The sequence below is a fragment of the Lacinutrix sp. MEBiC02404 genome, from assembly GCF_053601575.1.
The window spans coordinates 22245-43763 of record NZ_JBSHNV010000182.1; the positions used below are offsets into that span (position 1 = coordinate 22245).

General features: G+C 33.0%; 19 protein-coding genes and 1 tRNA gene. 12 read left to right on the top strand and 8 right to left on the bottom strand.

The features are described from left to right. Together ACVCXO_RS10155 and ACVCXO_RS10160 are read left to right on the top strand one after the other, a co-directional pair. Complete coding sequence (locus tag ACVCXO_RS10155) at positions 1-642, top strand: NUDIX hydrolase (protein WP_452229485.1); 642 nt, start codon at positions 1-3, stop codon at positions 640-642. Between the two features lie 50 nt (positions 643-692). Continuing rightward, positions 693-1505: a lysophospholipid acyltransferase family protein gene (locus ACVCXO_RS10160; RefSeq protein ID WP_452229486.1), complete on the top strand. Its 813-nt coding sequence runs from the start codon at positions 693-695 to the stop codon at positions 1503-1505. Here ACVCXO_RS10160 and ACVCXO_RS10165 read toward each other — a convergent pair. Both ACVCXO_RS10165 and ACVCXO_RS10170 read right to left on the bottom strand, forming a co-directional pair. Then, positions 1502-2146 carry a hypothetical protein gene (locus tag ACVCXO_RS10165; protein ID WP_452229487.1) on the bottom strand — a complete coding sequence of 215 codons (645 nt, stop codon included), beginning with the start codon at positions 2144-2146 and terminating at the stop codon, positions 1502-1504. The genes ACVCXO_RS10160 and ACVCXO_RS10165 overlap by 4 nt on opposite strands. A gap of 4 nt (positions 2147-2150) precedes the next feature. Continuing rightward, positions 2151-2645 carry an RNA polymerase sigma factor gene (locus ACVCXO_RS10170; protein ID WP_452229488.1) on the bottom strand — a complete coding sequence of 165 codons (495 nt, stop codon included), beginning with the start codon at positions 2643-2645 and terminating at the stop codon, positions 2151-2153. 130 nt (positions 2646-2775) lie between these two features. Here ACVCXO_RS10170 and ACVCXO_RS10175 point away from each other — a divergent pair, with 130 nt between their 5' ends. Then, a complete protein-coding gene (locus ACVCXO_RS10175) occupies positions 2776-4053 on the top strand; it encodes an NAD(P)/FAD-dependent oxidoreductase (protein ID WP_452229489.1) in 1278 nt (425 codons plus the stop codon). A gap of 174 nt (positions 4054-4227) precedes the next feature. Here ACVCXO_RS10175 and ACVCXO_RS10180 read toward each other — a convergent pair whose 3' ends face one another. The 3 genes from ACVCXO_RS10180 to ACVCXO_RS10190 all read right to left on the bottom strand — a co-directional run bounded on the left by ACVCXO_RS10180 (position 4228) and on the right by ACVCXO_RS10190 (position 5874). After that, positions 4228-4461 carry a hypothetical protein gene (locus ACVCXO_RS10180; protein ID WP_452229490.1) on the bottom strand — a complete coding sequence of 78 codons (234 nt, stop codon included), beginning with the start codon at positions 4459-4461 and terminating at the stop codon, positions 4228-4230. After that, entirely contained in the window at positions 4454-4909 is a 456-nt protein-coding gene (locus tag ACVCXO_RS10185) for an SRPBCC family protein (RefSeq protein WP_452229491.1), read from the bottom strand. Before ACVCXO_RS10185 ends, ACVCXO_RS10180 begins: the two co-directional genes overlap by 8 nt. Positions 4910-5019: 110 nt before the next feature. Beyond that, on the bottom strand, positions 5020-5874 hold the full coding sequence (locus ACVCXO_RS10190) for a T9SS type A sorting domain-containing protein (protein ID WP_452229492.1): 855 nt from the start codon (positions 5872-5874) through the stop codon (positions 5020-5022). 215 nt (positions 5875-6089) lie between these two features. On the opposite strand from ACVCXO_RS10190, the gene ACVCXO_RS10195 reads away from it, so the two are divergent. The 9 genes from ACVCXO_RS10195 to ACVCXO_RS10235 all read left to right on the top strand — a co-directional run bounded on the left by ACVCXO_RS10195 (position 6090) and on the right by ACVCXO_RS10235 (position 19840). Further along, positions 6090-8024 carry a peptidylprolyl isomerase gene (locus ACVCXO_RS10195; RefSeq protein ID WP_452229493.1) on the top strand — a complete coding sequence of 645 codons (1935 nt, stop codon included), beginning with the start codon at positions 6090-6092 and terminating at the stop codon, positions 8022-8024. Further along, complete coding sequence (locus tag ACVCXO_RS10200) at positions 8025-8888, top strand: peptidyl-prolyl cis-trans isomerase (protein ID WP_452229494.1); 864 nt, start codon at positions 8025-8027, stop codon at positions 8886-8888. Beyond that, positions 8851-10308, top strand: coding sequence for a peptidylprolyl isomerase (locus ACVCXO_RS10205; protein ID WP_452229495.1), 1458 nt, complete (start codon positions 8851-8853; stop codon positions 10306-10308). Before ACVCXO_RS10200 ends, ACVCXO_RS10205 begins: the two co-directional genes overlap by 38 nt. A 1-nt stretch (position 10309) precedes the next feature. After that, positions 10310-11263 carry an AAA family ATPase gene (locus tag ACVCXO_RS10210; RefSeq protein ID WP_452229496.1) on the top strand — a complete coding sequence of 318 codons (954 nt, stop codon included), beginning with the start codon at positions 10310-10312 and terminating at the stop codon, positions 11261-11263. Positions 11264-11690: 427 nt separating this feature from the next. Beyond that, entirely contained in the window at positions 11691-14465 is a 2775-nt protein-coding gene (locus ACVCXO_RS10215) for a bifunctional aconitate hydratase 2/2-methylisocitrate dehydratase (RefSeq protein ID WP_452229497.1), read from the top strand. Between the two features lie 725 nt (positions 14466-15190). Further along, positions 15191-17461: an aconitate hydratase gene (locus ACVCXO_RS10220; RefSeq protein ID WP_452229498.1), complete on the top strand. Its 2271-nt coding sequence runs from the start codon at positions 15191-15193 to the stop codon at positions 17459-17461. Between the two features lie 124 nt (positions 17462-17585). Further along, positions 17586-18257, top strand: coding sequence for a Crp/Fnr family transcriptional regulator (locus ACVCXO_RS10225; RefSeq protein WP_452229499.1), 672 nt, complete (start codon positions 17586-17588; stop codon positions 18255-18257). A gap of 73 nt (positions 18258-18330) precedes the next feature. Continuing rightward, a complete protein-coding gene (locus tag ACVCXO_RS10230; protein ID WP_452229500.1) occupies positions 18331-19206 on the top strand; it encodes an anti-sigma factor in 876 nt (291 codons plus the stop codon). Between the two features lie 82 nt (positions 19207-19288). Beyond that, positions 19289-19840, top strand: a complete 552-nt coding sequence (locus tag ACVCXO_RS10235; RefSeq protein WP_452229501.1) for a redoxin family protein — start codon at positions 19289-19291, stop codon at positions 19838-19840. 63 nt (positions 19841-19903) lie between these two features. Here the strand turns inward: ACVCXO_RS10235 and ACVCXO_RS10240 are convergent. The 3 genes from ACVCXO_RS10240 to ACVCXO_RS10250 form a co-directional block, all read right to left on the bottom strand. After that, positions 19904-19987, bottom strand: a tRNA-Leu gene (locus ACVCXO_RS10240). A 166-nt stretch (positions 19988-20153) separates the two neighbouring features. Further along, positions 20154-20723 carry a TetR/AcrR family transcriptional regulator gene (locus tag ACVCXO_RS10245; RefSeq protein WP_452229502.1) on the bottom strand — a complete coding sequence of 190 codons (570 nt, stop codon included), beginning with the start codon at positions 20721-20723 and terminating at the stop codon, positions 20154-20156. Then, positions 20723-21385 carry a transglutaminase-like domain-containing protein gene (locus ACVCXO_RS10250; RefSeq protein WP_452229503.1) on the bottom strand — a complete coding sequence of 221 codons (663 nt, stop codon included), beginning with the start codon at positions 21383-21385 and terminating at the stop codon, positions 20723-20725. The genes ACVCXO_RS10245 and ACVCXO_RS10250 overlap by 1 nt, the downstream gene beginning before the upstream one ends. Positions 21386-21519: the final 134 nt, after the last annotated feature.

Here is a 21519-nt window from a genome sequence, read left to right on the forward strand (position 1 = left end):
ATGAATTTTAATCAGTTTTTAAAAGCAACATCAAAAATAAGCAATCTAGAGCTTCCAGCCGAAGCATCGCAATTTAAAATGTCTCCTCCTTTTAGGGAAGATCTTTTACAAAAGCAGCAAGGCAAAATAAAAAACGCCAAGCAATCTGCAGTTTTAGCACTGTTTTATCCGGATGAAGCACAAGAAACGAAGTTTGTTTTAATCCTAAGAAAAACCTATAAAGGCGTACATTCTGCGCAAGTAGGTTTTCCTGGTGGTAAAGTAGAAGTAGCAGATACTTCATTAAAACATACAGCATTGCGTGAAACCGAAGAAGAAATAGGTGTGCCAATGCATAGTATTGAAACTCTTAAAGCATTAACCCAAGTATATATTCCGCCAAGTAATTTTTATGTGCAGCCATTTATTGGTTATAGTAACAGTACGCCTCATTTTATTAAACAAGAAAGTGAAGTAGAAGCTATAATTGAAGTCTCGCTTGCTCATTTTTTGGATGAACAAAGGGTGATAACTAAAACGGTTTCAACCTCTTATAATGTGGATGTTGCGGTTCCAGCTTTTAGTTTAAATAATCATGTGGTTTGGGGCGCAACCGCAATGATGCTAAGCGAAATTAAAGACTTGTTAAAACTAGCCCTGTAAATGCTTAGTTTTACTACATTTGTAATCTAATTAAATAGCAAAATATACTTATGGGATTATTTGATAAAAACCCTTTTGGACATAATCTTTTTATAAAAAAGTGGTTGATTCGTATTTTAGGAGCGATTTCTCATAGACGTTTTCGTGGCTTTAATGAGCTGCAAATTGAAGGTTCCGAGATTATTAAAAACCTTCCAGATACCAACGTATTGTTTATTTCTAATCACCAAACGTATTTTGCAGATGTAGTTGCTATGTTTCATGTATTCAACGCTAGTTTAAGTAATAGGGACGATTCTATAAAGAATATAGGGTACCTATGGAATCCTAAGTTAAATTTGTATTATGTGGCTGCAAAAGAAACCATGAGTGCAGGTTTGTTGCCTAAAATATTGGCGTATGTTGGTTCTATTAGTATAGAACGTACTTGGAGAGCAAAAGGTGAAAATATCAACAGACAAGTTAAAATGAGTGATATTTCTAATATTAGTAAGGCATTAGATGATGGTTGGGTTATTACATTTCCGCAAGGAACGACAACTCCTTTTAAACCTATTAGAAAAGGAACAGCACATATTATTAAGAAATACAAACCAATTGTTGTACCAATAGTAATTGACGGGTTTAGACGTAGCTTTGATAAAAAAGGATTGCGTATTAAAAAGAAAAATATCATGCAGTCTTTTGAAATCAAACAACCTTTGGAAATTGATTATGAAAACGAAAGTATTGCAAGTATTGTTGAGAAAATAGAATATGCTATAGAGCAACATCCTTCGTTTTTAAAAGTAATACCTCAAGAAGAGCTTGCTTTACAAGAAGAACTTAATAAGAAGCGTAAATGGAAGGTGGAAGAATCTTAAATCTCTAGTTTCTTCAATTCTTTATAATTTCTATTTAGACGCTTCAGTAAAATTCCATATACCAAGTAGTAGAATAATAATAATACAGCTATTGTAACTATTAATACTAATAGAATTCCTAGTATTAAGCCAGCATAAAATTTAAAAACGTGACCATTAGCAGTGGCGTTTTCTATAAGGCTCATGGCGTGTTCGTCATGATTAATGACATATGGTGTCATTACTATAAAACTAACGATTAGAAAAGCTAAATTAAAACCAACATATTGCTTTACTGTACGTCTCGTTTTTAATATATTTTCCATTAGTATACTTGCATTATCCGTACTGTTTATTGTTTTATAATTCATATAAAACTTGTAAAAGAAATACGCCAATACCGCATAAGAAATAATAGAAAGTGTTATAAATACAGTGCTAGATTCTATATCGGCAATATTGTCATTTTTGCCATTTGCTTTCATAAGCAAAGAAAATGCGATCCAAAAAACAAACTCTAGGATGCTTATAATGAAAATCCATTTTACAATAGAAGAAGATTTCTTCAATATCATACTGTAGATTTCATTGTAGGAAAGCTTAGGATAGCGTTTTGTATCCTCTTTTTTCCAGTCTTTTTTTAATAATTCTAATTCATCCATAGGTTTACGGATTTAAAATGGTTCTTAATTTGTTTTTCACTCTGTTCATTTTCACTCTTGCATTTACTTCACTAATTCCCATTGTTTCGCTAATTTCTTTATAGTTTTTGTCTTCTAAATATAAAAAGACAAGTGCTTTTTCAATGTCGTTTAATTGGTGTACCGCTTTGTATAATAGCTTTAGTTGTTCTTCTTCTGTGTCATCATACTCATCGGCTTTGATTCTAAACTGTACGGCGTCAAAATCTTGCGTGTTGACTCTGCGTTTACTTTTTCTGTAAAGGGTGATGGCTGTGTTTAATCCAACACGATACATCCATGTACTAAATTTAGCGTCTCCTCTAAATTTAGGGAAAGCACGCCAAAGCTGTATGGTTATCTCTTGAAACAAATCATTATGTGCATCTTGATTGTTGGTATATAACCTACAAACTTTATGTACAATGTTTTGATGCTTTTCAAGCTGTTCTACAAAACTATGTTCTAACTCTTTATTCAATTTGGTGGTTTAGTTATACTATAAGTAGCATTAATTTTAAAATGTTACATAATATGTTAAGATTCTTTAAAAATAGTGTTTCAGAGGCTAATTTAGTATCTTTGTTCTACATATTTTTAAGTCTTCATTTATGAATATTCCTGAATCCAAAATTCCTAGAATTGTTATTATTGGTGGTGGTTTTGCCGGAGTTAAACTGGCTAAGTCTCTAAAAAACAAAAAAGTTCAAGTTGTTTTAATCGATAAACATAATTACCATACTTTTCAGCCTTTATTATACCAAGTCTCTAGTGCGGGATTAGAGCCAGATTCTATTGCGTATCCTTTACGGAAAATTATAAAGAAACATGAAAATGCTTTTTTTAGGTTAGCTGAAGTAGAACAAATTTTTCCAGAAATTAAATCTATTCAAACAGATATTGGCGATTTAAGTTATGATTATTTGGTTCTTGCCACAGGTACCAAAACAAATTATTTTGGAAATGCTGCTATTGAAAAATATAGTATGGCAATGAAAACAATTCCACAAGCTTTAGACATAAGGAGTTTAATGCTTCAAAATTTGGAGAAAGCCGCTATTTCAGAATCTAATAGTGATAGAAAAGCTTTTCTAAATTTTGTAATTGTTGGTGGTGGTCCAACAGGAGTAGAATTAGCAGGAGCAATTGCGGAGCTTAAAAATAATATTCTTCCCAAAGATTATAGAGATTTAAATCCTAGTGACATGCAAATTCATTTGTTAGAAGGTAACGCGCGAGTATTACCTCCAATGAGTGAACATGCTTCTGAAAAAGCAGCGAAATTTTTGCTAGATCTAGGAGTGCAAGTGCATTGTAACACTTTTGTAAAGGATTACGATGGCAAAACAGTACTAACAAATTCGGATTTAAAATTTGAATCGGAAACCCTTATTTGGGCTGCAGGAGTAACAGGAAGTCCTGTTTTAGGGTTGAAAGCCGATGTTGTATCAGAACATGCAAATCGCTATTTGGTAGATGCATATAATCAGATTAATGGCTATGCGTCTATTTTTGCGTTAGGAGATATTGCCTTAATGAAAACAGAAGATTATCCCAATGGGCATCCGCAAGTTGCGCAACCTGCAATACAACAAGGGGAACTTCTTGGTAAAAATTTAATACGACTAATAAAAGGTGAAACCTTAAAAAAGTTTGTCTATAAAGACAAAGGTTCTATGGCTACTATTGGTAGAAATAAAGCAGTTGTAGATTTAAGTAACTATAAATTTGCAGGCTTTTTTGCTTGGTTTGTTTGGATGTTTGTTCACCTAATGTCTTTAGTGGGATTTAGAAATAGAATCATTGTTTTCTTCAATTGGACCTATAATTATATTAACTTTGATAAAGCAGCTAGACTAATCATTAGACCTTTTAAAAGATTAGATTGATTATTTAGAACGGGTATGTTAGGCTATTGGTAAATAGCGTTTTGTGGGTGTTGTATAGATTTCATCTATTGTTGCTGTAATACCTTAAATAATAATATTACTTTCTGTTCAATAAATAGATAGGGATGCATTCCTATAGAACATGCTCCCTTTAATTTTTGTCCGCTTATTTAATTAATCGACCCATTCGCCACGGTGTGGTTTTAAGGTGTCCCTAAAGACTGTTTTGTCTTCTTCATTTATAACCATAAAAGCAATAGTGTGCATGTCGTTAATAATTTCATGACCAGTTGCATCTACATTTGTGGTTTGTTTTTGGATGTATTCTTTTAAATGGATTACATGGTGTTGTGCTGTTTTTTCTGCAGCAGGACCTCTAAAATCCCAGATAAGTTTTAGTTTACGCATTTTGGATAGATATTTGGTTTTCGGCAAATTTTTTAAAGTCTACTAAATATTTTTTAGATTGTTTTTTAAAGGCGCCAGGCATAAAAAATAGCATCATTCTATAGTGAAAGGAGCTTGGTAAAAACTCGTTTTCACATATCCATTTGGTATGATCTTCTGTGGCTTTATAGAACGTATTCTTTTGTATGTTATGCATTCCTTTGGTTTCATAACTCAAGCATATTTCATGCGGTAAATTGGTATGCGTTATGGTTTCAATAAGTGCGATTTTACGTTTACCTATGGTATAATTTAATTTCATTTTGTTACCAATAGCTCCTGGCGTTCCAGAAACATGCTCGAAACTTGTTAGGTCTTTTTGCCAATGTTTCATATTGTCCGCATTAAATAATTTTTTTATAAGTGCTTCTAAAGGAACTTTAATAACAATCTCAGTGGTATATTTCATAAAGATGAAATGATTAATATACTATAAAGATAGTTTTTTTGAAGTATGTAAAAAATAAAAGCCACCTAATAAAGATGGCTTAAAAATTAAAAATGCTTTAATTATAATGTTTAGAACATGGTTTTAATAGTTTGTAAACCATCATTTGTTTTAATGGTAACAAAATATAAAGTGCTTCTGTTTAAATCTAAATCTATAGTACTACTTCCTTCTGCTTGGTAGTTTTTTATAGATCGAACTAATTGTCCGTTAATGGTATAGATAGAAATAGATATCTTTTCACTTTTGCTTGTGTATAAATGTCCTTTTATGATTTTAAAGGAGTTTTTTGCTTCAAACACATCTGTACTTAAAGAAGATTCTGTAATGGTATATGCTAAAGTTTCAATGTTAAAAGAAATATCGTAATCCACATTTGAAGGAATAGCTATGTTATCTGCAGAAGCTGGTACTGCGGTTCCTGTTAGCGCAGTTCCTCCAAAATTTACAGACCAATTAGCGTCTCTTCTAAATTTTAACCCTCCAGCTGTTAGAGCTACATCAGTAGCAGTATACGTTATGTTATCTGTTGTAGATAAAGCAACATCTCCTGCCCAAGAATTAAATTCTCCAATAATACTAACATTTTGATTTGTTGGTGTAACGGCGGTAAAAGCGTATTCTGTAGTTGCGATATTAATACTAATATCGTAAAATCCAGCAGTTACAGGAATGTTATCGCCAGACCATGTTCCATTGGGAAATGTGTCTCCACCCCAAGAATTTGCCCAATCATCGTCTTGTCTAAATTTTAAACTAGTATCGGGTAAATAGTAAGTACTCAGCGTATAATTAATGTTGTCTGTAGTAGTCATGTTGACATCATCTCCCCAACCATTAAAATCACCCAAGAAACCAATTTCTTGCGCATTTACAGTAAAAGACGACACGAGTAATGTTAAAATAAAAAGTAGTTTTGTTTTCATAATTTGTTTGTTATTTGATATAAAGCTACAGTTTTTAGTTTAATATTATAACCGCTATTTACTACTATAACGTTTTCGTGTTTATAACTTTTTTATGTGATTCCTAAAAAAATGTAATAAATGTAAACTTGCTAATGCTTTGTTAATACAGCTTGCTAAATAGGTTTATATTTCTATTTTTGCAAGAACCTATATATTATATATTTATCTAGATTATGAAATTTTTTTTAACCCTTTTCCTTTTAGCATTTACTATAAGTTTTCAGGCACAAGATCAAAGTAAAGATGTTCTTTTTACCGTAGATCAAGAACCCGTTTATGCTTCAGAATTTATTCGTGTTTTCAACAAAAATTTAGACTTAGTAAAAGATGAGTCTCAAAAAGATGTAGATGCATATTTAAAACTTTTTGTAAACTATAAACTGAAACTAAAAGAGGCAAAGACCTTGGGTTTTGACACCATGCCTAAATATAAAAGGGAGTTAAGTAATTATAAAAGCCAACTGGCTAAAAACTATTTGACAGATAATAAAGTTACAGATGCATTAGTTAAAGAGGCTTATGAGCGTATTTCTAACGAGGTAAATGCGAGCCATATATTAATTAGAGTAGATGAGAACGCGAGTCCTAAAGATACTTTAGTTGCCTATAATGATTTATTGAAGTTAAGAGATCGCGTATTGCAAGAAGGATATAAGGCGGTGCAAAAAGAAGTACATGATGGTAAAACGGTTTATGCAGAGGATTTAGGTTATTTTTCTGGGTTTAAAATGGTTTATGCTTTTGAAAATGTAGCGTTTAACACGGAAATAGGAGCGGTTTCATTACCATTTAGAACACAATTTGGCTATCACATAATACATGTTTTAGATAAACGAAAGTCTAGAGGGCAAAGAGAGATTGCTCATATTATGATTAACTTAGAAAAGGAAGATGCAGAAAGTAGAATTCAAGATATCTATAAAAAACTGCAGCAAGGAGAAGACTTTGCCTCTTTAGCAAAACAATTTTCTGAAGATAAAAGTACTTCCACTAAAGGAGGGAAATTATCTCCTTTTTCTAGTGGAGAGCTGCGTTCTCAAGAATTTGAAGATCAAGCTTTCGCTATAGAAAAAGAAGGAACATATACCACGCCATTTAAATCTGATTTTGGTTGGCACGTTATGAAACTTATTAAAAAAATAGAAACGGCCCCTTTTGAAGATATGAAGGCTACGTTAGAGGCAAAAGTAAAGCGAGATAGTAGATCTAAATTAATAAGTACCTCTAGAATAAATAAGCTAAAACAGCGTTATGCAATATCTAATGTGGATTCCGATTTAGCATATTTTACTTCGATTTTAAATACCGAATTTTATAATGGTAAATGGAAAGCACCATTAGGCTTTGAAACAGAGAAAGCTTTTGTAAAAATAGAAAACAAGCAATTTACCTATTCTGATTTTGCGAACTTTTTAATTAAAAGCCAACGAAGTAAAAGTGTAAAACAATTGCCTTTTAAAGATATCGTAGCAAATGCGTATGCTACCTTTTTAGATGAAAGTATTCTTGCTTACCAAGAAGAAAATCTAGAATTTGAAAATGAAGATTTCGCAAACATTCTTGGGGAATATCGCGATGGCTTGTTGTTGTTTGATTTAATGGACAATGAAATATGGAAAGCTGCGGCTAATGATTCAGTAGCAGTGCAAGCGTTTTATGCTGCAAACAAAGAGAATTACTTTTTTAATGAGCGTGTAAATGCAGTTGTTGCTTCTTCCGCAAAAAAGAAAGATATCCATAAAGTATCTAAATTACTTAAAAAAGGAAAAACCATTGAAGAAATAAAAAGCACCGTCAATACTAAAGACCAAGTTCATGTAATATTTACTTCTGGATTAATGGATGCAGAGCATCAAGCATTGCCAGAAGGCTTTTCGTTTAAAAAAGGCGTATCCAAAGTATGTAATCATAATGGTTCTTTTGTTGTAGTAGAAGTTAATGAAGTGCTTCCAAAAGCATTCAAAACATTGGAGGAAGCCAAAGGTAAAGTATCTAGCGACTTTCAAGATGCAAAAGAAAAAAACTGGTTACTAGAATTAAAAAACAAGTATCCCGTTTCTATAAATCAAGAAGTGTTAACAATAGTGAAATCTAAATTAAATAAATAATTGAAATTTAAATCCTACATATTTCTTTTTACCGCTATATTTCTATTGTTTTCTTGTGAATTTTTCAAGGAAACAGATAATAGAATTCCGGTAGCCAGAGTAAAAGATGCTTATTTGTATAAAGAAGATATACAAGATTTGATTTCTTCTGATGCATCTAAAGAAGACAGTATTGTTTTAGTAAATAATTATATTAAAGGTTGGGCAACGCAGCAATTATTAGTACAAGGAGCAAAATTGAATTTAAACGAAACAAAACTGAATCAATATAATAGGTTAGTAGAACAATATAAAAATGATTTATACTCTAAAGCCTATTTAGAAGCATTAGTAAATAGAGATTTAGATACCGTAGTTTCCAAAGAAGAAGCTGCCGCTTATTATGAAGATAATAAAGAAGCTTTTAAATTAAACGAAGAGCTAATTATGTTTCGCTATATTAATTTGGATGAAAAAATGAAAGAAGCAGATGCCATTGAAATAGCTAAAAAACTGAGAAGGTTTGATACAAAAGATAAAAGAGACTTAGATTCTATATCGATTCAATTTAAATCCTACTCCTTAAATGATTCTATTTGGATAAGATGGAATCAAATAGTACGTAAAATACCTGTAATTAATACAGATAATAAAGATGAACTGTTAAAAAAATCTAATTTTATACAACTCAAAGATTCATTAGGTTTATATTTGATGCAAATTAATGACGTACTATTGCAAAACAGTACAGCTCCTTTAGAGTATGTAAAGCCAACAATAGACCAAATTGTTATTAATAAAAGGAAATTAGAAAGAATAAGAGAATTAGAAAAGGATATTACTAAAGATGCAATTACAAACAAGAAATTTGAAATCTACAAATAAATTGAAACACCTATTTATATTAAGTATAGCAGTATTAATTACCAATGTATTAACTGCTCAAGAGATCCTAGAAGATCCAATAAAGGAAGAAGTTGCAACCGATAGCGTAAAGTCATTTATGGCGAATCAAGCAACAAAAATTGATGGCGTAGCTGCGGTTGTTGGAGAACATATTATCTTAGAATCGGATATAGATAAAACCATTTTACAAATGAAAGCACAAGGTGTATCTACAGATGATATTCCAAGATGTCAGTTATTTGGTTCTCTTTTAGAAAATAAACTATATGCGCATCACGCAGTACAAGATAGTATTGATGTTTCAGATGCTGAAATAAGAAGCAATGTAGATTATCAAATACAACAATTTTTATCGCAAACAGGAGGTGATATGCAAGAGCTTCTTGACTTTTACAAAAAAGACGACGAAAAGAGCTTTAGAGAGGAAATGTTTGAGATTAATAAAAGTAACGAGCTAGCGAAACGTATGCAAGGTAGCATTATTGATGAAGTGGAAGTTACTCCAGAAGAAGTAAGAATCTTTTTTAATAAAATACCAGTAGACGAAAGACCAACATTTGGAACAGAGCTTAAAGTGTCTCAAATAGTAATGGAACCAAAAATAGCGCCAGAAGAAATACAAAAAGTAATCAACAGACTTAAAGAATTTAAATCAGACGTTTTAGAAAATGGAGCAAGTTTCCGTTCTAAAGTCGTGTTGTATACCGATGATAAAGCATCTATAGCAAAAGGTGGTTTATACACTTTAAATAGAGAAAAGCCATTAATGGTAAAAGAATTTAGAGATATTGCTTTTTCATTACAAGAAGGTGAAATATCAGACCCTTTTGAAACCGACTTTGGTTACCATATTATTCAATTAGAAAAAATTAGAGGACAAGAATTTGATGTTCGTCATATTCTACTTATCCCTGAAGTTTCAGAATCTGCAATTACGGAAGCTAAAGAAGCACTAGAAGATGTACGCCAAAAAATAGTAAGTGGAGAGATTACTTTTGAGGATGCAGCTAGAAAATATAGTGATGAAAAAGAAACTAGAAGCGAAGGTGGATTTTTAATAAACCCAGCAACGCAAGATTATAATTTCGAATTAACTAAAATTGATACCGAATTATATACGCTAATTCAAGAATTAAAAGAAGGCGAAGTAGGTTTAGTGCAAACAGAACAAGACAGAACAGGAAAAGTTAAGTTTAAAATATTACGTGTTACAGATAGAGTGGATGAGCATGAAGCAGATTACTCACGTGACTATTTAAAAATTAAAGAACTTGCATTAACAGAAAAACGTTTCAATGCTATTGAGAAATGGCAAGATGAAAAAATCCAAGACACCTATATTAAGATTAATGGAGCACATAGAGATTGCGATTTTTCTAGTAACTGGTTAAAGAAATAATATGTCTGACGTAGCAGCTGTAGAACAATTTGTAAAGAAATATAAAGACTTAAGACAAGAGATTGCCAAAGTCATTGTAGGGCAAGATGAAGTCGTTAACCAAATCCTGACAGCTATATTTTCAGGAGGACATGCGCTTCTAATTGGTGTACCAGGTTTGGCAAAAACGCTAATGGTAAATACAATTGCACAAACGTTAGGATTAGATTTTAAAAGAATACAGTTTACACCAGATTTAATGCCTAGCGATATATTAGGTAGTGAAATTCTAGACGAAAACAGAAACTTCAAGTTCATAAAAGGACCAATATTTGCTAATATTATTTTAGCAGATGAAATCAATAGAACACCACCAAAAACACAAGCAGCGCTTTTAGAAGCAATGCAAGAAAGAGCAGTTACCGTTTCTGGACACCATTATAAATTAAGTTTGCCATATTTTGTTTTAGCTACACAAAACCCTATTGAGCAAGAAGGAACATACCCGTTACCAGAAGCACAATTAGATAGATTTATGTTTGCTATACATTTGGACTATCCATCTTTTGAAGAGGAAGTTCAAGTGGTAAAAGCGACAACGTCGGATGTGAAAGTAAAAGTGAATACTTTGTTCTCTTCGGAAGAAATTATTGGTTTTCAAAAGCTTATTCGTCGTATTCCAGTTGCAGATAATGTCATAGAATATGCGGTAAAAATGGTGGCTAAAACTAGACCAAATAGTGATACAGCAGCAGATTTAGTGAAAAATTATATCGATTGGGGAGCCGGACCAAGAGCTTCTCAAAACTTAATATTAGCAGCAAAAACACATGCCGTTATAAATGGTAAATTTTCTCCAGATATGGAAGACGTTCAAGCCGTAGCTACCAGTATTTTACGTCATCGAATTATAAAAAATTATAAAGCGGAAGCAGAAGGGATCTCTGAAGAGCAAATAATTAAAAGCTTGTTTTAATATATGCTATTTAATAACTCTTTTATAGTGCCATATTACCTGCTTTCCTTCTAAAACTTTACCTTGTATATTAATTTAGAATCGTTGTAAATAGTTTGTTTAGCATTATTTTTAGTTTCATTTATTAATTTACTATTTTTTACCTCACAGATTATCATATTCGCAATCCTATATCCTAAATGGGTGCTTTTATTGGATTATATTTAATCATTCTCCCATATCTTTAAATATTTTTTAAACTCTTCTAAATTTTGTAATTTCGCTTGATATTAAAAAAAACAATCAACCCTAAATCTTAAGGAATATGGTTTTGTCATGGATATAGTTAAAGATATTGATGAAATAGGTGAATCTGTTGGAAATATCATGACATTTTCTCAAAATAAAATTCCATTTAATTAAGATTGAAAAGAATTATTCTAGTTATATGAACACGTATAAAGATTACATTAAAGAGATTGAAGACCGTAAAGAATTAGGACTTCATCCAAAGCCAATAGATGGAGCTGAATTACTTAGCGAAATCATTACTCAAATTAAAGATGTCGATAATGCAGACAGAGAAGAATCTCTAAACTTTTTTATCTATAATGTTTTACCAGGTACCACAAGTGCTGCAGGTGTTAAAGCAAAGTTTCTAAAAGAAATCATTTTAGGAGAATCTGTAGTCCAAGAAATTACACCTACGTTTGCTTTAGAGCAATTGTCTCACATGAAAGGTGGACCTTCCGTCGAAGTATTATTAGACTTAGCTTTAGGAGCAGATGCTGCTATCGCAAAAGAAGCTGCAGCCGTTTTAAAAACACAAGTTTTCTTATACGAAGCAGATACTACGCGTTTAGAAGATGCATTCAAAAATGGTAGTGAAATAGCAAAAGACATTATAGAAAGTTATGCTAAGGCAGAGTTTTTTACAAAGCTTCCAGAGCTAGACGAAACAATAGACGTAGTTACTTATGTTGCCGGAGTTGGTGATATTTCAACCGATTTATTATCTCCAGGAGGAGACGCGCACTCCAGATCCGATCGTGAATTACATGGGCAATGTATGTTCGAGCATAATAAAGAAATGCAAAAGGAATTATTAGCTTTAAAAGAACAACATCCAGATAAGCGTGTTATGCTAATTGCAGAAAAAGGAACCATGGGAGTTGGTTCTTCTAGAATGTCTGGTGTAAATAATGTGGCTTTATGGACAGGTGTTCCTTTTAGTCAATATGTACCATTTATTAATTTCGCTCCAGTAATTGCAGGGACTAATGGTATTGCTCCAATTTTCTTAACAACAGTTGGTGTAACAGGAGGTATTGGTTTAGATCTTAAAAACTGGGTACAGCAAAAAGATGCAGAAGGAAATACGATTCGTGATGAAGATGGGGAACCAATATTAAAAGAAATGTATTCTGTAGATACAGGTACAATTCTTACCATAAATACAAAAGAAAAAAAATTATATAACGGCGATAAAGAATTGAAAGATATTTCTGCAGCATTTACACCACAAAAAATGGAGTTTATGAAAGCAGGCGGTTCTTATGCTGTTGTTTTTGGTAAAAAATTACAAACATTTGCGGCAAAAACCTTAGGTATTGAAGCTCCTCAAGTATATGCCACTTCTAAAGAAGTGACTATTGAAGGTCAAGGTTTAACAGCAGTAGAAAAAATATTTAATAAAAATGCAGTAGGAACTTCAGGAGCAACTTTACATGCTGGTTCTTACGTTCGTGCAGAGGTTAACATTGTAGGTTCTCAAGACACTACAGGTTTAATGACTTCTCAAGAATTAGAGATGATGGCTGCTACCGTTATTTCTCCAATTGTAGATGGTGCGTACCAATCTGGTTGTCATACCGCTTCGGTTTGGGATGATAAATCTAAAGCGAATATTCCTAGATTAATGCGCTTCATGAACGATTTTGGTTTAATTACTGGTCGTGATCCTAAAGGGAAATATTTCCCAATGACAGATGTTATTCATAAAGTATTAAATGATATTACCGTAGGAGATTGGGATATCATTATTGGTGGAGATTCACATACACGTATGTCTAAAGGTGTTGCTTTTGGTGCAGATTCAGGAACCGTTGCATTAGCTTTAGCTACAGGTGAAGCTTCTATGCCAATTCCAGAATCTGTAAAAGTTACTTTTAAAGGAGAAATGAAATCGTATATGGATTTCCGTGATGTGGTGCACGCAACACAACAACAAATGTTAAAGCAATTTGGTGGTGAAAACGTATTCCAAGGTCGTGTTATTGAAGTGCACATTGGAACACTTACTGCAGATGAAGCTTTTACATTTACAGATTGGACAGCAGAGATGAAAGCAAAAGCATCTATTTGTATTTCTGAAGATGATACCTTAATTGAATCTTTAGAGATTGCAAAAGGTCGTATCCAGATCATGATTGAAAAAGGAATGGACAATGCTAAACAAGTACTTAAAGGTTTAGTTGATAAAGCGGAAACTAGAATCATAGAGCTTAAAACGGGTATGAAACCTTCTTTAAGACCAGATGCTAACGCAAAATATCATGCAGAAGTTATTATTGATTTAGATCAAATTGTGGAACCAATGATTGCGGATCCAGATGTAAATAATGATGATGTTTCTAAACGTTATACACATGATAATATTAGACCGTTATCTTACTATGGAGGAACTAAAAAAGTAGATTTAGGATTCGTAGGTTCTTGTATGGTGCATAAAGGAGATATGAAAATATTAGCGCAAATGTTGAAAAATGTGGAAGCGCAATATGGTAAAGTGGAATTTAAAGCTCCTTTAATAGTTGCACCTCCTACTTATAATATTGTGGATGAGTTGAAAGCAGAAGGCGACTGGGAAGTATTAGTAAGATACTCCGGTTTCGAGTTCGATGACAATGCACCTAAAGGAGAAGCACGTACCGGATACGAAAACATGTTATACTTAGAGCGTCCAGGATGTAACCTATGTATGGGTAACCAAGAAAAAGCGGCACCAGGAGATACCGTAATGGCAACTTCCACACGTTTATTCCAAGGTAGAGTTGTAAAAGATTCTGGAGAGAAAAAAGGAGAGTCTTTATTGTCTTCTACGCCAGTTGTAGTTTTATCTACAATTTTAGGAAGAACGCCTACTATGGCAGAATATGAAGCTGCTGTAGATGGAATTGTTTTAACAAAATTCAAGCCTTCTACAAAACAATTAGTGCGATAAGCAACAGATTGCATTATAATAATTCAAAATCCCGAGTCTTAGGCTTGGGATTTTTTTATGCGTTCTAGTTCGTTTGGAAAGAAAAATAATGTGGGCGTTACCACAAGGGTCGGGCTTGTAATTTATCCGGAGTGCAGGCGAAGGGCTATATCTTTTTTTTAATGTCTTTGCAAGAAGTGAACAACAAAGAAATCTGTATACTTTTAGTTCCATATTATTTATTTTGAGATATAAAAAAAGGATGCCGGTGCAATTGTGAAACACTCACGAATACCTATTTAATAAAATAGAATAAATGAGTAATCCCTAACGTACTAATTCTAGAGTATGAGTAATGTCCCCTTGAAGGGACTTTAGGGGTGTTTTTAGATTTTTTTTTTAAAATATAAAATAGGGTAAAAGAGTATTTATAGTTATGGAAATATAAAATCCTTAACGCACTAATTCTAGCGTCCGAGTAATGTCCCTTTAACGATACCAAGTGTAGCTCATTAAGGATGTTTTTAGAATTTATTTTAATAAAAAGACAATCCAAATCCAAAATATTAAATCTTGATTTTTTCTGTTTTAAAGCTTCCCAGAAAGGAAAAATTTAACTATTCCTATTTCGCACAATTTCTGCATAGAAAAAACTTATTTTAGTATCATTATTTATATGTTAATTCTGTTTTTAAAGTCATGCTACATTTTGTATCTTAGTAGGATAAAATTAAAAACAAAATACTATGGCATTCGATATTGATATGATCAAGAAGGTTTATGCTCAAATGGCAGAACGTGTAGATAAAGCACGTGAAGTTGTTGGTAAGCCGTTAACACTTTCAGAAAAAATATTATATAATCACCTTTGGGATGGAAGTCCTACAAAGGCATTCACTAGAGGAAAAGATTATGTAGACTTTGCGCCAGATCGTATTGCTTGTCAAGATGCCACTGCACAAATGGCTTTATTGCAATTTATGCAAGCAGGTAAACCACAAGTAGCAGTGCCAACTACGGTACATTGTGATCACCTAATACAAGCGAAAGACGGAGCAACAACAGATTTAAAACACGCAAACTCGGTAAGTAGTGAAGTGTTTGATTTTTTAGCTTCCGTTTCTAATAAGTACGGAATCGGTTTTTGGAAACCAGGAGCAGGTATTATTCATCAAGTAGTGCTTGAAAATTATGCATTTCCAGGAGGAATGATGATTGGTACCGATTCACATACCGTAAATGCAGGTGGATTAGGTATGGTTGCTATTGGTGTTGGTGGAGCAGATGCTGTAGATGTTATGGCAGGAATGGCTTGGGAACTTAAATTCCCTAAGTTAATAGGAGTGAAGTTAACCGGAAAGCTTTCGGGATGGACAGCACCTAAAGATGTGATTTTAAAAGTTGCAGGTATTGTTTCAGCAAAAGGAGGAACAGGTGCAATTGTAGAATATTTCGGACCAGGAGCGATCTCTATGTCTTGTACAGGAAAAGGAACGATTTGTAACATGGGAGCAGAAATAGGAGCTACCACATCTACATTTGGTTATGATGCCTCTATGGAACGTTATTTACGTGCTACCGATAGAGCAGATGTTGCAGATGCAGCAAATGAAGTGAAAGAATATTTAACAGGAGATGCAGAAGTGTATGCAAATCCAGAACAATACTTTGATCAAGTTATTGAAATTAACTTATCGGAATTAGGACCATTATTAAACGGACCTTTTACTCCAGATTTATCCACGCCAGTTGGTAAAACAATGAATGAAAAAGCGAAAGCGAATGATTGGCCTTTACAAGTAGAATGGGGTTTAATAGGTTCTTGTACTAACTCTTCTTACGAAGATTTATCCAGAGCATCTTCTATCGCGCAACAAGCTTTAGATAAAGGGTTAAAAATGAAAGCGGAACTTGGTATTAACCCAGGATCCGAACAAGTACGTTATACAGCTGCTAGAGATGGTATTTTAGGAATCTTTGAAAAATTAGACGCTAAGATATTTACGAATGCTTGCGGACCATGTATTGGGCAATGGGCGAGATATAGCGATCCTAAAAACGCACCAAAAAATAGTATTGTACACTCGTTTAATAGAAACTTTGCGAAACGTGCCGATGGTAATCCAAACACGCACGCTTTTGTGGCTTCTCCAGAAATAACCGCAGCTATTGCTATTGCAGGTAGATTAGATTTTAATCCGTTAACAGATAAATTAATTAACGAAGAAGGTCAAGAAGTAATGTTCGATGAGCCAACAGGATGGGAATTACCTCCAAAAGGATTTGCAGTAGAAGATGCAGGTTTTGTTGAACCAGTGGCAGATGGTAGTGGAATTGAAGTTACGGTAAGCCCAACTTCAGAGCGTTTACAATTGCTTACTCCATTTACACCTTTAGGAAATACCATTGATGGTGCGAAACTATTAATTAAAGCTTTTGGTAAATGTACTACAGATCATATTTCTATGGCTGGACCTTGGTTGCGTTTTAGAGGGCATTTAGATAATATTTCGAACAACTGTTTAATTGGTGCTGTAAATGCGTTTGGTAAGAAAACTAACTTTGTTAAAAATCAATTAACTGGTGATTTTGGTGGCGTTCCAGATGTAGCAAGAGCATATAAAGCTGCTGGTATTAAAACGATTGTAGTAGGAGATCATAATTACGGAGAAGGTTCTTCTCGTGAGCATGCTGCTATGGAACCAAGACACTTAGGTGTTGCCGCAGTTATTGTGAAATCTTTTGCAAGAATTCATGAAACAAACCTTAAAAAACAAGGGATGTTAGGATTGACATTTGCTAACGAAGCAGATTATGATTTAATTCAAGAAGATGATACATTCAACTTTACAGATTTAAATGCATTTGCACCAGGAAAACAATTAACATTAGAAGTTGTTCACGCAGATGGATCTAAAGATATGGTGATGTTGGATCACACCTATAACCAACCACAAATTGATTGGTACAATGAAGGTTCTGCATTAAATTTAATTAAGAAAGAAAATAACTCTTAACGTGTTTTTTTAAATACGATACGTGTATTAAAACTCCTAAAGTAATTTAGGAGTTTTTTTTGGGGTATTTGTAAGTTTTTATGCCAAAACCCGACTGTTAATCAAATCCTTTAAATAAAATAATATGAACTCACTTTGGTTTTTTGATGATGTAAATCTCTTTAAAGTACTATGTCCTCATAAATTCAAAACCTATAAGAAAGATCATAATTTTGATGCTTATAAGAAGAAGGATTATATTTATTTTGAAGAAGATTCCGCCAATAAAGTATATCTCATTGAAAAAGGAAAAGTAAAGATTGGTTACTACAATGAAGATGGAGAAGAGGTAGTCAAAGCTATTTTAACTCGTGGGGAATTATTTGGAGAAAAAGCCATTTTAGGTCAAATCACTAGAAAAGAATTTGCACAATCGGTAGATAATCTAACTTCCATTTGTCCCATTGGTGTAGATACCATGCATGATTTAATGCGAGACAATCAAACCTTTAGTTTTAAAATATATAAGTTTATCGGATTTAAATTTCAGAAATTAGAACGAAGACTACAGCTACTTTTATTTAAAGATACCAAATCGCGTTTAAAAGAATTTTTAAATGAATTATGTGATGAATATGGTTATAACTGTCCTAAAACAGGAGATCATGTCATTAAACATCCCTACACCCAAAAAGATATTGCTTCGTTAATAGGCACTTCAAGACCTACATTGAATATTCTTTTAAATGAATTAAAAGAAGAAAAAGTGTTAGATTTCAATAGAAAAGAAATAAGAATGTATAAAAAAAGTGCGTAGTGTTAGCTAGCTAACATTTTATTGTTGTTTTGGTATGTAATTTTGACCTATAAATAATAAAAATTATATAGCAATGATTAAGAAAACAATTTTAGCAGTGATGGCATTAGGGATTTTTGCCACTTCTTGCAGTAGTGATGATGATAACAACAGCACTCCTTCAACAGCAGATTTAACATTAAACCTTGCAGGTTTAGAAACATTAGGATCCGATTTCGTTTATGAAGGATGGATTATTGTAGACGGTTCTCCGGTTTCTACAGGAACTTTTACAGACGTAAGTTTTCCAAAGACCTTTACTGTAGATGCTACACAATTAACAGCGGCAACTACATTTGTATTGTCTATTGAGCCAGCAGTAGATCCTGATCCTGCACCAGCAGCGACAAAAATTTTAGCTGGAGATTTTTCAGGAAGTTCGGCAAATGTAAATTCTAATTTAGTAGCAGATTTTTCTGCAGCAACAGGAACCTACATTTTAGCAACGCCTACAGATATGGATGATACTAATGAAGCTAGCGGTGTTTGGTTTTTAGATAATACTTCAGGAACAGCAGTAACTGGTTTAGACTTACCAACACTTGCAGATGGATGGAAATATGAAGGTTGGGCTGTAATTAATGGAACTCCAGTAAGTACAGGAACTTTTACAGATGCTGCAATGGCAGATGACAACGCAGCTACTTCTCCATTTAAAGGAGATACTGGAAATGGTCCAGGATATCCAGGAGAAGACTTTTTACAAAATGCACCAGCAGGAATGACGTTTCCTACAGACTTAAAAGGAGCAACAATAGTTGTTTCTGTAGAGCCTAGCCCAGATAACAGTGCAGCACCATTTACATTAAAACCATTAGCACACATGGTTCCTGCAGACGCAATGAACCATACCGCAATTGCAATGGGAGCAGGACCTGTAGTTTCTCTTTCAGGATCGGTAACTAGATAAAAATATTAAAGGTTTAATCCTTGTTTTTTGTTAGATTTGAAGCGTTGTTTACTTATAAATAACGCTTCATTTTTTTTATAATATGAATAAATTAAAACTTAAAAATATACTCTTTTTTGTAATCATTGTTCTAATGATACTTCCGCAAACAAGAAAACCTATTCAAGTAATGTTGCATAAAGGATTGGCTTTGTTTAGTCCTTCGGTAGAAGCAGAAGAGGATACCGTATTTATAAACTATACGAGTTGGCAATTACAAGACGCAAAAGGGAATGTTGTGGACTTTAACGATTTTAAAGGCAAAGTCGTTTTAATCAATTTTTGGGCTACTTGGTGTCCGCCTTGTATTGCTGAAATGCCTAACCTTCAAAAGTTGCATGATGCTTATAAAGATAAGATGGTGTTTCTATTTGTGTCCAATGAAAAAAAGGAAGTCATCAATAGCTTTGTATCGAAAAACAACTATTCTTTTAATGTGTATACGCCTTTGAGTATTTCTTCAGAATTTGAAATATCTAGTATTCCTAGAACATTTCTGATCAATAAGGAAGGGGAAATAATAATAGATAAGGAAGGTGCTGCAAATTGGAATAGCGAAAAAGTTAGAGAAATACTGGATGATTTACTAAAATAGAAAGGTGTTAAAGATGGAATCCTTGAAATCCTCATACGGTAAGGAAAACAAGGATTAAATTTGTGCGCACGAGAAGATTCGAACTTCCACGAACTAATGTCCACCAACCCCTCAAGCTGGCGCGTCTACCAATTCCGCCACGTGCGCATTACTATTTAATATAAAAAAAGTTAAGCAGTATAGCTTAACCATGAAACGTATTAGATAGTATCTATATCCAAGGACAAATATAAATCATTTGAAATTTTAAAAGTGTTTGAAAACAAATAATTTTGGAAAGTATTAGGAATAGCTTCTTTGCGATGGCAAAAAACTATTTGTTAAATAAATCAATTGTTTTTTCTAGCGCTTTATCAAAATTATCCCAAGAATCTGGAGCGGTTAAATCCGTAGTAATAAAAGTTTTATTGAATTTAGATAAGAGCGTAAGATAGACATAGCCACCAATCATTAGTTGAAGCGCATGATTAAGCGAGCTATTTTTATCTGAAATGGAGAATACTTTATCCATTTGTTGATTACTAAACTTGAATAACTCACGAGTTGCATCATTGTTTTCTAACAATTGCCAACGTAATATCTCTTGTGTTAGTTTGTTTTCACGAAGCTCTTTTGTACCTGCTTTAGCAAATTCCTTAACGCTAGCAACTGTATCTAAATCATTATTTTGAAGGGTTAATAACGATTGGAAAAAATCGCCTTTTTGGGCTAAATGTAGAAGTAATCCTTGGATACCACCAAAATAACGGTAAATAAGTTCTTTAGAAACACCAGCCTTTTTTGCAATGGCATTGATGCCAACTGCTTGTGGTCCTTTTTCTTCCAAAAGACTTAAAAAACTTTCATATATTTTTGCTTCGGTCGCAGTTCTATCTTTTTTCATTATAACTCCTTTAGGTTTAATACCATTCCTAATTCAATATTATTGGAGTGTAAAGCAGGATAGGTTTCCTTCATTAAATCGAACATATATAAAAGCGGTACGTGGTCAAAGGTTCCATAATCTTCTAAATATTCCATAAACGCCGTATTACCCGAATTATCGAAAGGTTGAAATAGAGAATCGTTTACGCCGTCAAAGTCTAAGGGAGCTACATTTAATTTTTCACATAGTGTTTTATTAAAAGCCGGAGTTGCTTTTACCCATTTATCGTTTAAGAATATTTCAACATAACCATGTGGTACCAATACATCATTGCCAAACTTTTCAACAATATCTTCCACAGCAATATGATTTTTTACTTTCGCCAAACCTAAACGTGCAGGTATGTTTTTAGCACGTAAAACACTTATTAAAAGGATCGCTTTATCTAGGCAATGTCCGGAAGTACGTGTGCAAATTTCGGATGCTTTCCAATCTTTTTCAATTAAACTGAATCGATATGGATTATATGGCCAAGTATCTCGTATGTAATAATACGCGTTTAGCGTAAAATCAAAGGAAGAGATTTGTGAATCGCCATTATGGATCTTTTCTATTAAGTTCCTTATAACGTCTGAGGTATAATCAAAATTATTATTTGCTTCTAAAAAAGTAGGTTCCATAAAATTTCTTAGTAATACTAGGTTAATTGTTGTGATTTGTTTCCTTTAATACGGAAGTGTTTTTACGATTACATCTTCTTTATTTTACCAATATAAGGTTTTTATGAATACATGTGACCACATGGTTACATGTA